Origin of the sequence: Mesorhizobium sp. LSJC280B00 (genome assembly GCF_000502835.1) — a bacterium.
In the GTDB taxonomy this organism is placed as follows: domain Bacteria; phylum Pseudomonadota; class Alphaproteobacteria; order Rhizobiales; family Rhizobiaceae; genus Mesorhizobium.
The window spans coordinates 330,119-344,779 of sequence record NZ_AYVL01000005.1 but is presented as its reverse complement, the minus strand read 5'-3'; the positions used below and the strand labels follow the sequence as shown (position 1 = coordinate 344,779).

The 14,661-nt window shown below is 60.6% G+C and carries 10 protein-coding genes and 1 tRNA gene; 3 read left to right on the top strand and 8 right to left on the bottom strand.

Annotated features, from left to right (window positions below):
* Both X773_RS50400 and X773_RS50395 read left to right on the top strand, forming a co-directional pair.
* Positions 1-975: DUF6504 family protein (locus tag X773_RS50400; RefSeq protein WP_023675988.1), on the top strand; the 975-nt coding region annotated here is incomplete at its 5' end.
* Positions 972-4,280: an error-prone DNA polymerase gene (locus X773_RS50395; protein ID WP_023675987.1), complete on the top strand. Its 3,309-nt coding sequence runs from the start codon at positions 972-974 to the stop codon at positions 4,278-4,280. The genes X773_RS50400 and X773_RS50395, both read left to right, overlap by 4 nt.
* A gap of 42 nt (positions 4,281-4,322) precedes the next feature.
* On the opposite strand, the gene X773_RS50390 is transcribed toward X773_RS50395, so the two are convergent.
* The 4 genes from X773_RS50390 to X773_RS50375 all read right to left on the bottom strand — a co-directional run bounded on the left by X773_RS50390 (position 4,323) and on the right by X773_RS50375 (position 7,177).
* Positions 4,323-4,562, bottom strand: coding sequence for a Trm112 family protein (locus X773_RS50390; protein ID WP_023675986.1), 240 nt, complete (start codon positions 4,560-4,562; stop codon positions 4,323-4,325).
* 204 nt (positions 4,563-4,766) lie between these two features.
* Entirely contained in the window at positions 4,767-5,438 is a 672-nt protein-coding gene (locus X773_RS50385) for an LON peptidase substrate-binding domain-containing protein (RefSeq protein ID WP_023675985.1), read from the bottom strand.
* A gap of 163 nt (positions 5,439-5,601) precedes the next feature.
* Positions 5,602-6,594, bottom strand: coding sequence for a thioredoxin (gene trxA / locus X773_RS50380; RefSeq protein ID WP_023675984.1), 993 nt, complete (start codon positions 6,592-6,594; stop codon positions 5,602-5,604).
* Positions 6,595-6,679: 85 nt separating this feature from the next.
* Entirely contained in the window at positions 6,680-7,177 is a 498-nt protein-coding gene (locus X773_RS50375) for a prolyl-tRNA synthetase associated domain-containing protein (protein ID WP_023675983.1), read from the bottom strand.
* Positions 7,178-7,407: 230 nt separating this feature from the next.
* Between X773_RS50375 and X773_RS50370 the strand changes: the two genes are divergently transcribed.
* A tRNA-Gly gene (locus tag X773_RS50370) sits at positions 7,408-7,482 on the top strand.
* Between the two features lie 132 nt (positions 7,483-7,614).
* Here the strand turns inward: X773_RS50370 and X773_RS50365 are convergent.
* The 4 genes from X773_RS50365 to X773_RS50350 form a co-directional block, all read right to left on the bottom strand.
* Entirely contained in the window at positions 7,615-9,840 is a 2,226-nt protein-coding gene (locus tag X773_RS50365; RefSeq protein ID WP_023675982.1) for a mechanosensitive ion channel family protein, read from the bottom strand.
* Between the two features lie 440 nt (positions 9,841-10,280).
* Complete coding sequence (locus X773_RS50360; RefSeq protein WP_023675981.1) at positions 10,281-11,351, bottom strand: adenylate/guanylate cyclase domain-containing protein; 1,071 nt, start codon at positions 11,349-11,351, stop codon at positions 10,281-10,283.
* Positions 11,352-11,354: 3 nt separating this feature from the next.
* Positions 11,355-11,846 (bottom strand): Rab family GTPase, encoded by a 492-nt coding sequence (locus X773_RS50355; protein WP_245274668.1) that lies wholly within the window; start codon positions 11,844-11,846, stop codon positions 11,355-11,357.
* A gap of 15 nt (positions 11,847-11,861) precedes the next feature.
* Positions 11,862-14,582 carry an OmpA family protein gene (locus X773_RS50350; RefSeq protein ID WP_245274667.1) on the bottom strand — a complete coding sequence of 907 codons (2,721 nt, stop codon included), beginning with the start codon at positions 14,580-14,582 and terminating at the stop codon, positions 11,862-11,864.
* Between the last annotated feature and the right edge of the window lie 79 nt (positions 14,583-14,661).

Below are 14,661 nucleotides of genomic sequence, written 5' to 3'. Positions count from 1 at the left end.
GTCATGGCGGCACCGCGCGCGCCGCTGGCCCGCCGCTTCGGCGCATCGCTGCTCTTGCGCCTCGACCAGGCGCTTGGCCGCCTCGAGGAGGCCGTGTCGCCGCGCCTGCCGGTGGCACCGCTTTCGGTCGAGCGTCACCTTGCCGAGCCGATCATGCTGACCGAAGACATCGAGCGGCTGACCGGCATGCTGGCGACCACCTTGAAGAGCGACCTCGAGCGTCGCGGCGAGGGCGCAAGGCGGCTGGCGCTGCTGCTTTTCCGCGTCGATGGCGGCGTCAGCCGCATCGCCGTCGGCACCTCGCGGCCCTTGCGTGAGCCGCTGCTGATCCAGAAATTGTTCCACGAACGGCTTGCCGCGCTCGAACAGGATATCGACGCCGGCTATGGCTTCGATCTCGTGCGCCTCTCGGTGCTGACCGCCGCCGCCTTCGATATGCAGCAGGCCGACCTTGCCGGCGAAACGAGCGACGACGGCGCCGATATCGCGCTTTTTGCCGACCGCATTCGCGCCCGGCTCGGCGAAGGCGCGGTCTTGAAGCCGGTCGCCGTCGAGAGCCATCTGCCGGAGCGCGCCGTCGCCACCCTCCCCTTCACGGAGGCGCCGCAGAGAAGCTCGCCGCCGAAGCAGCCGGACAAGGTGAAGGATGCTCCCACGACCGTCTTCCAGCCGGAACGGCCGATCCGGCTTTTCCGTTCGCCCGAGCCGATCGAGGTGCCGGCCACCGAAATGCCGGAAGGCCCGCCTTTGAACTTCCGCTGGCGGCGCGCGCTCTACCGGGTCGCGCGCGCCGAAGGGCCGGAGCGCATCGCGCCGGAATGGTGGCGAGGGGCGCCGGGACGAGAAGATGAGCCAACCCGGGATTATTTCCGCATCGAGGATGCCGACGGCCGCCGTTACTGGCTCTACCGCCAGGGTCTTTACGGCGCCTCGCTGCCTTCGCCGCGCTGGTTCATGCATGGGATCTTCGCATGAATGCGCTGACGGCCATTCCCTATGCCGAATTCGGCATCCAGTCGAACTTCTCGTTTCTGCGCGGTGCCTCGAAACCGGAGGAGCTGGTGGTCGCGGCAAAATTCCTGGGGTTTTCGGCGATCGGTCTCGCCGACCGCAACACGGTGGCGGGCGTGGTGCGCGCCTGGCAGCAGGCCAAGGTGGAGGGTGCTTCCTATCATCCCGGCTGCCGCCTGGTTTTTTGCGACGGCACGCCGGACATCCTCGCCTACCCGCAGGATCGCAAGGGCTGGGGGCATCTCTGCCGCATGCTGACGCAGGCCAATCTGCGTGACGAGAACGAAAAAGGGGCGACGCTCCTCAAACAGAGCGATCTTCTCGAATGGGGCGATCTCCTGTCGCTCGCCATACTGCCGGATGTGTCGGCGGACGCGGAAACCAGCCTCGCACTCCTTAGCCGGCTCACGGATCGTTTCGGTGAAAACCTGCGGCTTGCGGTTTCGCCGGATTACCGCGGCAACGACCGCTTCCGTATCGAGCAGGCGGCGGCGATGGCGGAGCTGGCCGGCATCCCGTTGATGGCGACCAACGATGTTCTCTACCATACGTCGGAACGGCGCCCGCTGCAGGACGTGCTGACGGCGATCCGCCTCAATGTGCCCGTCGCCGAGGTGGGGCTGGAGCTGGCGGCCAATGCCGAGCGTCACTTAAAGCCGCCGCTGGAGATGGCACGGCTTTTCCGCAGGCATCCGCAAGCGCTGGCGGAAACGCTGCGTTTTGCCGGCGAGCTGACCTTCTCGCTCAGTGACCTGCAATACAACTATCCCGACGAGCCGACGGAATCGGGTCTTGGGCCGCAGGCCGAACTGGAAAGGCTGGCCAAGGAGGGAGCCGCCATCCGCTACCCCTCGGGCGTGCCCGCTTTTGTGACGCAGCGCATCGAGGAGGAGCTCGCTCTGATCGAGCGCCTGAACTACGCGCGCTATTTCCTGACTGTCCACGACATCGTCAAATTCGCCCGCAGCCAGAACATTCTCTGCCAGGGGCGCGGCTCTGCCGCCAACTCGATCATCTGCTTCTGCATTGGCATCACCGAAGTCGGCCCGGACAAGATCGAAACGCTTTTCGAACGCTTCATTTCCGAGGAAAGAAACGAGCCGCCCGACATCGACGTCGATTTCGAGCATGAAAAGCGCGAGGAGGTCATCCAGTACATCTATTCCAAATACAGCACCAAGCGCACCGCGCTGGCCGCCGCCGTCGTCAGCTACCGGGGCCGCTCGGCGATGCGCGAAGTGGCCAAGGCGATGGGCCTGTCGGACGACGTCCGGGGCGCGCTGTCCAGTTCGATCTGGGGCTGGTCGACCTCGGAGCTCGGCGAAAAGGAGACAAAGGCCGGCGGCCTCGATCAGACCGATCCATCGACAAGGCATGTGATCGAATGCGCCAACGAGATCATGGGCTTTCCTCGTCATTTGTCGCAGCATGTCGGCGGTTTCGTCATCACCCGGGACCGGCTCGACGAGATCGTGCCCATCGTCAAGACGGCGATGGACGAGCGCAAGATGGTCGAGTGGGACAAGGACGATCTCGACGCGGTGAAAATCCTTAAAGTGGACGTGCTGGCGCTCGGCATGCTGACCTGTCTGCAGCGCGCTTTCACCCTGCTCCAGGATCATTATCCGCAGGCGCGGGACGAGTACGGCCTGCCCTATGTGCTGGCCACTCTGCCTGCCGAGGACAAGCATGTCTACGACATGATCTGCCGTGCCGACACGATCGGCGTCTTCCAGATCGAATCGCGCGCGCAGATGTCGATGCTGCCGCGGCTGCGGCCGAAAAGCTTTTACGACCTCGTCATCGAGGTGGCGATCGTGCGGCCCGGCCCGATCCAAGGCGACATGGTCCACCCTTATCTGCGCCGCCGGCAAGGCAAGGAAAAACCCGAATATCCCAAGCCGGAACTGGAAAAAATACTCGGCAGGACGCTGGGCGTGCCGCTGTTCCAGGAGCAGGCGATGAAGATCGCCATCGTTGCTGGCGGCTTCAGGCCGGGCGAGGCCGATGAACTGCGCCGCGCCATGGCGACATTCAAGCGCACCGGCACGATCGGCAATTACCGCAAGAGAATGGTCGACGGCATGGTCGCCAAGGGCTACGAAAAAGACTTCGCCGAGCGCTGCTTCAAGCAGATCGAGGGTTTTGGCGAATACGGCTTTCCCGAGAGCCACGCCGCCTCCTTCGCCCTGCTGGTCTATGCCTCCTGCTGGTTCAAGACCTTCTATCCCGACGTGTTCTGCGCCGCGATCCTGAATTCCCAGCCGATGGGGTTTTACCAGCCGGCCCAGCTTGTCCGCGACGCGCATGACCACGGCGTCGAGATCCGCGAGGTCGACGTCAATTTTTCCGGCTGGGATTGCGCCTTGGAGAAATCGCCTTTCGATCCGGATCGTATCCTTGACCGCCATGCCCAGATGCGCGGCGTCATCCGGACCAGCCATGCCGTCCGGCTCGGCTTTCGCCAGGTCAAGGGCCTGTCGAAGGAGCGCATGGAAGCGTTTGTGTCGAGGCGCGGCGCCGGCTATGCATCCGTACGCGACGTCTGGCTGCGCTCGGGCCTCAACGTCGACGAGATCGAAAAACTGGCGCAGGCCGACGCTTTCCGGTCGCTTGGATTGAACCGTCGCGACGCTCTATGGGCGGTCCGCGCGCTCGACGGCAAGAGTGCCGCCGAAAAGCTGCCGCTGTTCGACCAGCCGGCGATCCGCTTGCGCGATCTGGAGCCTGCAACCAGGCTCCCGACAATGCCGCTCGGCGAGCACGTCGTCCACGACTACCGCTCGCTTGGCCTGTCGCTGAAGGCGCACCCGGTCGCCTTCCTGCGTCAAAGGCTGGATCGTTCCGGCGTCACGCCCAATGTGCGGCTCGGCCAGGTGCGGGACGGCCGGCGCGTTTCGGTCGCCGGCCTCGTGCTGGTGCGGCAGCGGCCGGGCAATGGCAAGGCGATTTTCCTGACGCTGGAAGACGAGAATGCGGTCGCCAACATTATTTTCTGGGAAAGGACTTTTGACCGCTTCCGCCCCATCGTCATGGGCGCGCGTCTCATCCGCGTCACCGGCAAGTTGCAATCGGAATCGGACGTCATCCATATCGTCGCCGAGAAGGTCGAGGATCTGACGCCGTGGCTGTCGGTGCTGCTTGAGCAGGCAAGGCCTGCGGACAGACTGTCGAGCAGTGCAGACGAGGCTCAGCCTGGCAGCATCGCGCAAACGGAACTACTGGGAAAGGCAGAGAAGGTCATGCCCAAAGGGCGCAATTTTCAATAGAGGCGCGAAAGATCGCGACGGAGCGGCTCTGAACCGCAGCACTCAGGGCGTTCCACCCAGGCGCGGCGGCGGTGGCATGGCATCATCTATGGTGATGACACGCGCTTCCGATGGCAGCATGATCGGAATGCCGTCCCGCACCGGATAGGCAAGCTTTGCCACCCGCGAGATAAGCTCGCCGCGCTCCGGATCCCAGGCAAGCGGCCCCTTGGTCAGCGGGCAGGCCAAGAGTTCCAGCAGCTTGGGGTCGACAGTCCTGTTCCCGTCACGTCCATCCGCCATTTGGTTTGTCCTTCCACAGGGCAATCGGGTTAAGGTTTCGAGCGCGAACTTCCTTCTCCCCTTGTGGGAGAAGGTGGCCGAGCGAAGTTCGGTCGGATGAGGGGTGTTCCAGCTTGGCACCGACGGCACTCCGTCCAGTACCCCTCAACCGTCTCGGCGCTGCGCGCCGATCCACCTTCTCCCACAAGGGGAGAAGGCAAGAACCTACTGCAAACTCGAACCGAAATCCTCATTGTCGCGCGCCAGCGCCATTTCGGTGATGGCGATCAGGGTCTCGGCGCGTGTCTTCAGATCGGCCGCTTCGAGCAGCGCCTGTTTCTCGGCCGGCCCGTAGGGCGCCATCATCGACAGTGCGTTGACCAGCATGGCGTTTTCGGCGCGGCTGACGCTTTCCCAGTCGGCCTCCAGATCGTTAGCCTGCAGATAGGCGCGAAACGCTTTGAGCAGCGCCGGCCGGTCGATCTCGGCGTCTGCCTGCTCCTCGTCGAGATCGGCGAGAAAGGGTGCCAACCGGCACTGCCGGAAGGGTGTTTTGACCGTGAGCTCCTGTACAATACGGAACCGGCACACGCCCTGCAGCGAAATCAGGTAACGGCCGTCGCCGCTCTCGGACAGCGCAATGATGCGCCCGGCGCAGCCGACATTGCAGAGCTCCGGCTCGCCGTCGGGACGCAGCGCACCGTCAAGGCTGGGCTGGATCATGCCGATCAGCCGCGGCCCGGCGATCGCCTCGTCGACCATCTGCAGATAGCGCGGCTCGAAGATGTTGAGCGGCATGCGGCCTCCCGGCAGCAGCAATGCGCCCTCAAGCGGAAAGATCGGCATGGTCGACGGTAAGTCCGCAGCGAGCCGGTAATGCGCGTTTCCCGCCTGCACCTCAATCCTCCGATCGCTTTGTCAGGAAGCGCACCAAATCCGTCTCCTCCCGGCCGGCACAAGGCGCAACACCGGAAACCTGAAATCGAACGCCATCCGAAAACCTAATCTGGCGCAGCCGCGGCCCACCGCAAGCCCGCGCGACAAAACAGTCTGCGCCGGCTCAGGAAAACAGCAGCGACGACAGTTTGCGCCGTGCCGACAGCGTTGCTTCGTCGGTCATGCCCCATGCCTCGAAGAGCTGCAGCAACTGGGTTCTGGCGCCGTCGTCGTTCCACGAGCGGTCGGCCTTGATGATCGCCAGCAGATTGTCGGCCGCCGCCATGCGATCACCCTTGGCGTTCTGGATCATGGCAAGCTCGAACCGTGCCTGGTGATCCCCGGGATTTTCGGCCAGCCGCCGTTCCAGTTCCGCCGGATTGCCGAGCACTGCTGCTTGCGCGGCGAGCGCCATCTTGGCCCGCAGCGCGGCGAGCTGGGGCGCATCCTTCTTTGCTTCCGGCGCCCGCGCCAGCACCGCCTCGGCACCTTCGGCATCGCCGGCCTCGAACAGCAGGTCGCCCAAGCCAGCGATCGCCTCGATCGTCTCCGGCGCCTGTTCCAGGATGGCATCGTAAATGTCGGCCGCCGTCTGCACGTCCCCGGTGTCGCGCGCTTCGGCGGCCGCGGCCAGCGCCTCGGCAACTTGCGGCGCACCGCCGTTCTTGCCGCCGACCTTCTGGATGAATTGCGTGATCTGGCTCTCGGGAATGGCGCCCATGAAGCCGTCGACCGGCTGGCCGTCCTTGAAGGCAATGACCGCCGGTATCGACTGGATGCCAAGCTGGCCGGCGATCGATGGATGGTCGTCGATATTCATCTTGACCAGCTTGACCTTGCCACCGGCGGCTTTCACCGCCTTCTCCAGCAGCGGCGTCAATTGCTTGCAAGGGCCGCACCACGGCGCCCAGAAATCGACCAGCACCGGCTGGTGACGCGATTCCTGGATCACGTCGGCGGCAAATCCAGCGGTCGTTGTGTCCTTGATTACGTCGGCCGGCGCCTCCGCAAGCGCGACCTTCTCACGCGCGGCATCGGTGCCGCCATATTGCACGGTGGTGGCATACCGGCCGCCATTGCTGCCAAATGGGCCGCCAAAGGGGTTGCTATCACTCATCTCGTCGCCTTTCGGTCGCGCCGCCGGCCAAGGGACGGGCGCAACATCCTTCTTTAGAACCCGGTTTCAGTCACCCATGTGGCGATCATGCCGAGACTTTCAAGATAACAGCATCATGTCCGGTTGCCTCGACGAATTTGACCAGGTCCGCGGCAGCGATGGAAGTCGTCGCTTCGTTGGTCAGCGGGTGGGCATTGACCACCGCATGGCTCATCAGCACCTCGTCCAACACGACCTTGATCCTTCGCTCGGTGTCGTTGATCAGCCCGAACACCGTGACCGCGCCCGGGACGACGCCGAGAAGCTCCATCAGCATCTCCGGCCGGCCGAAGGACACGCGCCCGGCAGCGCCGATCAGATGGTGTATATGCTTGAGATCGACCACCGCCTCCTCGCCGACGCTGACCAGGAAGAAATTGTCCTTCTTGTCCTTGAGGAACAGGTTCTTGGTATGGCCGCCGGCAATCTCGCCGCGCAGCGCCTGCGAATCGGCGACCGTGAACAGCGGCGGATGCCGCCGCGTCGATACTTCGATCCCGAGTCCGGCGAGAAAGGCGAAAAGTTCGGCTTCGGTCTTCGGCATCGGTCTTTCTTCTGATGGCCCGCTTTCAACTGCTTGTTCGACTAACGCCGTTTACGGCCAATGATGCTGCCAAGACAAGCCCGTCGCGCAACGCGGGGGCGATTGCCTTGCGACGTCTCGCAGGAGGCTTGTTCGCATTGCCGACGAAGCAAAAAGCCTGCGAATTCCCTGTTGCAATCGCCGCGCTCTTCAGCCATATAGGCGCGGCTTGCGGCCCAAAAGCCGCGCGAGCGGGTGTAGCTCAGGGGTAGAGCACAACCTTGCCAAGGTTGGGGTCGAGCGTTCGAATCGCTTCACCCGCTCCAGTTTCCTTGAGGGGAACCAAGCGATTAAGAGGCGCCTTTCGGGGCGCCTTTTGCTTACGTGGCGAAAAGAGTGTCCCTGCCATGGGCGATGCGCGGAAAGCCGCACTGTGACCAGCAGGTGTCGCAGCTTTTCTATTCCGTTGTGCTAGCTTTTTTTCTGCGCCGAATAGTGTGCGACTGCGCGACGGCCATTTTCAACTCGGGCGTGATCTCCAACGGTGCATTCTCTGCCCCATGTTGGTTCTGTAGCCCCTGGACCTGGACGGTCGGAAATGGGAGTTCGATTCCCTGCTCCTTGAAGACCTGGCGGAGGCGTACATAGAATTTGCGTTTCATACCGAAGGCGCCTCCCGGCTTGGTTGTGGCCTTGACCCTCAATACGATGCCGTATTCGCCGAACTCCTGTACGCCCTGCATCTTGATCGGGTCGAGCACCCAGTGTTTGAACTCGGGATCTTCCGCCAGTTCGAGGCCGATCCGCTTGATCAGCTTGCGAGCGAAGTCGATATCAGTGTCATAACCAACGGTGATGTTGAATTTGTCGATAACCCAGTCACGGCTCTGGTTCTGGACTGCCCCGAGTTCACCGAAAGGTATCGTGAACAGCGGACCACGATGGTGGCGCAGCTTCACCGAGCGCAGCGAAAAGCTTTCCACAGTACCCTTGTAATTGCCCGATGAAATGTATTCGCCAACACGGAACGCATCATCGAGCAGAAAAAACACGCCTGAAATGACGTCCTTGACAATGGTTTGTGCCCCAAAGCCCACGGCGACGCCGACGACGCCAGCGCCGGCGATCAATGGGCCGATCTGGATACCCAGCGAGGCGAGCATCATAAGCACCGCCATCACGATGATCGATGCGAGCAGAATATTCTGGAGGATCGGCAAGAGCGTGTGCAGCCGCGCCTGCTGCGGATCGAGGATCGGGACGTCCTCGTCGCTGATCACAGGGTGCGGTGTTTCGATGCCCAGCTTTCGTTCGATCAAAGCTTTGATGATCGACCAGCCGAAGTCGGCGGCGAGGGCAATGACCACGACATTGATCAAGCCGCGCAATATGAACGTCGTCGTCGTATCGCTGTCCCGCATGGATTGCATGTCCAGACCCCAGACACGTGCGAGAAGGTAAGCCGCCGCCAGGATGAAAATCATTCGGATTCCGCGATCGATGACAGCGATCGTCACCGCCGGGATCGTGGGCCGGCCGACATCTTCCGAACCTGGCCGCAGAACGAAATTAACCCCGCGCTGCGTCACCACGATTGCCAAAGGCAGGAAGAATGCGGCGAAGGTGAACCAGAAGTATGTATAAAGGCCGGCGATACGCTGCAGGAACAGGACGACGAAATAAGCAGTCAATAGCCATGTCGCTTCCGTGTGACCGATGTGGCGCGCACCGTCTCGCTGCGTTCTTGGCCGACGCCAAATGGCGAGCAGCAGGAGCAACAGCAGCACGAAATCGGCGCCCAGTGACAGGACCATCATTCCGTCCTGATCGATGCCGAGACCTGGCAAGAGGATAAACGCGGCGCCGAAGAAGGCGAAGACGCCGACGATCCGGGGTAGCCAATAGGACCAATGGTCAGCCGCTTCGTTGGTGATCGGCAAAGCACGAACCTCGACGGCGTTCTCGACGTTCATGAAGGAAGGGACGAGCATCGCCATGACGTACATGCGCACACCCCATGTAACGACTGCCGCCATCAGAAATGTCAGTACAATCTCGCGGATAAGCATCGGCCAGTCGAACAACATGAACGCGCCGGCGCTGCCCAGTGCGAAAGAGACTATCAGCATGCTGGAATAAAGCAGGCGGCCACCAATCTTCTTGGCTCGCCCAACGGGCGTATCCTTCGGTTGCGCGATAATCCAAAGACGAAATGGACGGGTGAGCTTGAACGTTGCCCAAGTGAGTGCCAGGCCGGCAGCGATGAACATTGCAATCAGCACAAATACGCCGGCAGGCCCCTTGCTGGACATATCCTCCATCGTCTCTGCCCGAACGCGCGCGAACTGGCCTGGCAGCAAGGGCAAAGTTCGCACGATTCTTTCGATATGATGCCTGATTCCATCGAGCGTCGAGGATGCCATCGTATTCATCTGGCCTGGTGCGGCCACGGCGCCGGACGATGCGTCGGTCGGCGAAGCCCCTCTCTCGGCGGGCGCTCCCGTTGACCCGGCGTCCTGATTTCGCTGTTCGGCCACCCAGGCCTTCACTGACGGATCGTCGAGAAGCTCGAACAACTGTTTGACCCTTTCAGGCGGGACGGTCGCCGGCGCCTGCGCCTGCGCCTGACCAGCCAACAAAAGGGCGATCCCAAAGACGAGCGGCCTGGCAATCAGGGCAAACATCGCAGTCAGGTCTCCGAGACGCCGTGCCGGGCGCGCCAGGTTCCTGGCTCCCAATCGTCGAGTCATGAGTGGCATCGTGCTGTTAACCTTCCGGTCAGATCGGCGAGCAACGACATCTATGTCCGTTGTTGCCCTACCTTGAAGAAACCGATGTTGCGGTGCAAGACGTCATCGTTCCGAGCCAGACCGTTGCGCCGGGTACTTGGCGGTGTTTATTTAGCCGCGGGGGCAGGGCATTCCGACCTCGGCCCAGGCCTCCGGCCAGTTCTATGAACTGGGCATCGACGTTAAATCTCAGGAACTGATTTCCTGAGTTGACCAGGACAGACCTTTGGCGGTCGCTCGGTGGTCAACTGCTTCGCGCACCGCTGCGGACATTCGAAACCATGATGTTGCTTGAGATGCAATGCGCTTCCGGGTCGGCACTGCCATGCGGCAAATCAGGCCGGGAGCCGCCACATTCGCACACGACCTGTACCACGCAATTCCGTTTCCTCGAGCGGGTCGCAAGCAAAATTTGGTCCAAGCAGTTGATGAGTTGCATCCGAAATACGGATTTCATCGGGCTCCGCGGACGTTTGGATACGTGCGGCGAGATTAACGGTGTCGCCCCATAGGTCATAGGCAAACCGCCTTTTGCCTATGACGCCCGCCACGATTGGTCCTGAGTGAATTCCAATTCTGAGTCTTATCGGTTCTCCTGCGAAGCGTTCGAGCTTAACCGCCTTCCGCAGTTCAAGCGCATAGTGCGCAAGGGCTTCCGCATGATCGGATCGCGCGGCGGGCAGGCCAGCGACCACCATCACACAATCGCCGATTGTCTTGATCTTTTCGCAGCCGTATCGCTCCGAGAGCAGATCCGCCGCTTTGAAGAAGTAATTTAAAATAGCGAGCGTCGTCACGGCTCCGACGTTCCGCGCTCTTTCCGTAAAACCGACGATGTCGGCAAAAAGCACACTCACCTCTGCGTAGTTGTCTGCAATTTCTTCGTGCGCTTTTAGCCGCTCCGCGATAGACGCCGGAAGAATGTTGAGGAGCAGGGCTTCGGCGCGCTGGTATTCACGCGACAATCCCTCTTGGCTCGCCCTCAACGCCTCGTTCATCGATTGTAATTTCTCGTTGAGTTGACGCTCCCTCTCTTGCAGGAGCGTCATTTCATAAGCCTTCTGTTGAAGCCGCTGCCTATTGTCGCGTTCGGCATTGGCGTCAAGAAAGAGCAGCCACACGCAGGCATTGTCAGCAAAAAGATGGAGGTCCGCGACACGCCCGCTGGGAAGTTCGACCATGGCCATATCATATGGAAGCTCCGGGCAGGGCAACAAACCTTCCATGAATTCAAGCTGCTCGGCAACAGGCTTACCTATGCGAACTGACGAGAGTCCGTAATGTTTAACGTTACCGCCCTTCGCAGCTATGCAAAGCTGGGCGTCGATTTTCAGATATGCGACCGAGCGCTCGTTGTAGAAGAAATCGTAAATCCAGCTTTTAACTTCTCTTGGCAAGACGTGCATGGTTTATTTGCTGACCATCGAAGCAAGTTGACGAAACGCATCATCAACATGCTCACCCGAAAGCGCACTTGTTAGATAGACTTGCCATCCAAGTTGCCTCAGTTCGTCAATTTCACTATCCGATATTGCCCACCGATCGGCCAGATCGGATTTGTTGAACAGCAATACAAACGGCATAGCGCCGAATTCAGCCTCGGCCCGCTCGCGCAACGTGAGCGCCACGGCAAGAGTAGCAGCGCGTGTTCCATCGACGACAAGCACGAGCCCACTCGCACCTCGCACATAGCTGACGCGGAATGAGCCGATATCGTCTTCGCCGGCCAAATCCCACAAAATCAGATCCACGGTTTTGTCCGGGAATGCGACGCTCTTCTTGTCGATTTTCACTCCCACCGTGGTCAAGTAGGTTTCTGAAAAGATGCTTTGCACAAACCTGCGAACCAGACTGGTCTTTCCGACAGCGAACCCGCCCAACATGCAGATCTTCTTTTGCAATATCCTGGGCTCCGCCTAGTGGAAGTTTACCGTAACCGAAACTCTGCGGTTGGCGGAGTTCCCGGTTCGGCTATTTTCAATCTCCGCTGGCTCAAAGGTGCCCGCGCCGCGAACCAAGAGCAACTCCGGATCGACGCCGCGCTTCTTGAGAAGCGCACGAACTGTTTCCGCGCGCGCGGCGCTGATCGACAACTTGGCCGTTTCACGGCCCGTCTCGTCCGAATGGCCGGTCAACATGAACTGTGCTGTTACGCCTGCCTTGCGGGCGGCCTTGGCCAATTCCTTCAACTGATTCGCCAATTTGTCGAGAACCGGCAGTTGCTCTGGTCCCGGTACAGCCTTGCCAGAATCGAACAAAATGTCGACCGCTTGAATAGCCTCCCTCAAATGAGTGAGTTGCGGAGGGGTCAACTCACGCAGCTCGGAGATTTCTAGAGAGAGTCCGTCCGCGGACAGCTGTTGGGCGGCGACCCGCGCCCGATCTATCCAGGCGGCAGGAGCTTCACCCTGGGCAACGATGCGATCCTTGATGATCGAAAGCCGTACTGAATCCGGCGGAGTCAGCGACGCCATCAGCCGCTTCACCACGAACTTCGGATCAAGGCTTTGATAGAATTGCCACTGTGAATGAACGCGAGCAGGATCGACCCCTGTTCCGGACAGCAGAGCCTTCGGGTCGGCNTGATAGAATTGCCACTGTGAATGAACGCGAGCAGGATCGACCCCTGTTCCGGACAGCAGAGCCTTCGGGTCGGCGGCCTGCGGGTCTCTCAGGCCGGAAATATAGAAATGTCCGCCCCTCGCCGTTTGTTGGGCGACGATGATTCCCGCTTGGGCCTCCAGTCGCGACACATAAGTCTGCCAGTGCTCCGCCGCGCGTGCTTCGGGGCTCACATCACGAACCCTGGAGATGTCGAATTCCGGTCCGCCTGCCGAAAGCTGTCGGGCCGCTGCGCGTGCGAGATCTATCCAGGTGTCGGGAGCCTCACCCTCGGCAACGATGCGATCATTGACGATCGAAAGCCGAACCGATTTCGGCGGGGTCAGCGACACCACCAGCCGCTTCAGGACGAACTTCGGATCAAGGCTCTGATAGAATTGCCACTGTGAATGAACGCGAGCAGGATCGACCCCTGTTCCGGACAGCAGAGCCTTCGGGTCGGCNTGATAGAATTGCCACTGTGAATGAACGCGAGCAGGATCGACCCCTGTTCCGGACAGCAGAGCCTTCGGGTCGGCGGCCTCCGGGTCTCTCAGGCCGGAAATATAGAAATGTCCGCCCCTCGCCGTTTGTTGGGCGACGATGATTCCCGGTTGGGCCTCCAGTCGCGACACATAGGCCTGCCAGCGCTCCGCCGCGCGTGCTTCGGGGCTCACATCACGAACCCTGGAGATATCGAATTCCGGTCCGCCTGCCGAAAGTTGTTGGGCCGCTGCGCGCGCCCGATCTATCCAGGTGTCGGGAGCCTCACCCTCGGCAACGATGCGATCATTGACGATCGAAAGTCGTACTGAATCCGGCGGAACCAGCGACGCCGTTAGCCGCTTCAACACGAACTCCGGATCAAGACTCTGATAGAATTGCCACTGCGAATGAACGCGGGCGGGATCGACCTGCGTTCCGGCCAACAGAGCCTGCGGGTCGGCGGCAAGCGGGTCTCTCAGGCCGGCAATATAGAATTGGCCATCGCGCACCTTTTGTTCGGCAACGATGATGCCCGGCTGGGTCCCCAGTCGCGACACATAGGCCTGCCAGCGCTGCCCGGATTGCCAAGAAAGAAAGAACCAACCGCCTGCCGGAATCAAAACCAGCAGGACTGCAGCGACTACCAGCCACGGAAATCCCTGGTTTGATTCCTCCTGCTTCAGTTCAACGCAGGTCTGCAACTGCGTCTCTACGCCGGCCAACTGCGAACTGTCGCCGTCAAACTGCTCTAGAGCCTGTGAGCATTCATCATGGATGCGAAGCAATACATCGCGAATTATTTCATGTAATTCCTCCGGCGGATTTCCCCGGATCACCGCAACCAAGGTCGCAAACGGTCCAACTTCCGACCAGAGACGAAGCTCTCCGAAACGAATAGTGTCCAGGCCACTCTGTTCTTTCTCGTTAAATGAGTCTTTTACAAAATCTTGAATTGCACTAAGCATAGAAGAAATGAGTTGAGGGTCTTCGCTAGTTGCATTATCGGCAGTTACATGCGCTATCAAAAGCCCGGAATTGCGGTTGATGAGAAACACATGTTCCACACGATAGACAAGAGAATGCTTAAGAACAACTTCTGAGAAGCTTGCTCCTGTCCTCCAAGCTTCAAGTCTCCACTTGAGCCCATGCCAGGTAAATATATGTCTTAAAGTTTCATTCAGCGATTGAAAGGTCTGGTCGATCTTTTCGCCGATCGACTTGCGAATAGCCGGCAGAAACACCGGGTACAATATATCCGTCAGCGTACGCGGGCTCTTCTGGATGGACCGTTGCACGGCCCTCTCGACAGCTGGCGCAAGGGCCTCTCCGAGTTGCGCATGAGGCGCACGTGCGGCTGCACGGGGGAGAACGCTCCCCACTGCAGCCGCAAGCTGCTCGGGTTCGTCGAGCAGGTGCGTAACTCGTGAAAGCTCCGAAATTTCGCGGCCGACCAGCAACTGGCGCAGCGTTGCCATGCGAGGGTCGGCGGTTGGGATTCCGTCGAGACGCGCACGATAGTCCGGATCAACGTTCCGGGCAATTTCGATCAAAAGGCGAGCCAGAGCCTCGCGATCAATCTCTGTATCGTTCGAAGCTGCTCTTTGAGGGAGGCTGATTGGGTCGACAGTC

Coding starts and splice junctions, on each gene's coding strand:
- X773_RS50395 (WP_023675987.1), top strand. CDS start 972: ATGAATGCGCTGACGGCCATTCCCTATGCCGAATTCGGCATCCAGTCG.
- X773_RS50390 (WP_023675986.1), bottom strand. CDS start 4,562: ATGGCGGATGGACGTGACGGGAACAGGACTGTCGACCCCAAGCTGCTG.
- trxA (WP_023675984.1), bottom strand. CDS start 6,594: ATGAGTGATAGCAACCCCTTTGGCGGCCCATTTGGCAGCAATGGCGGC.
- X773_RS50375 (WP_023675983.1), bottom strand. CDS start 7,177: ATGCCGAAGACCGAAGCCGAACTTTTCGCCTTTCTCGCCGGACTCGGG.
- X773_RS50365 (WP_023675982.1), bottom strand. CDS start 9,840: ATGTTTGCCCTGATTGCCAGGCCGCTCGTCTTTGGGATCGCCCTTTTG.
- X773_RS50360 (WP_023675981.1), bottom strand. CDS start 11,351: ATGCACGTCTTGCCAAGAGAAGTTAAAAGCTGGATTTACGATTTCTTC.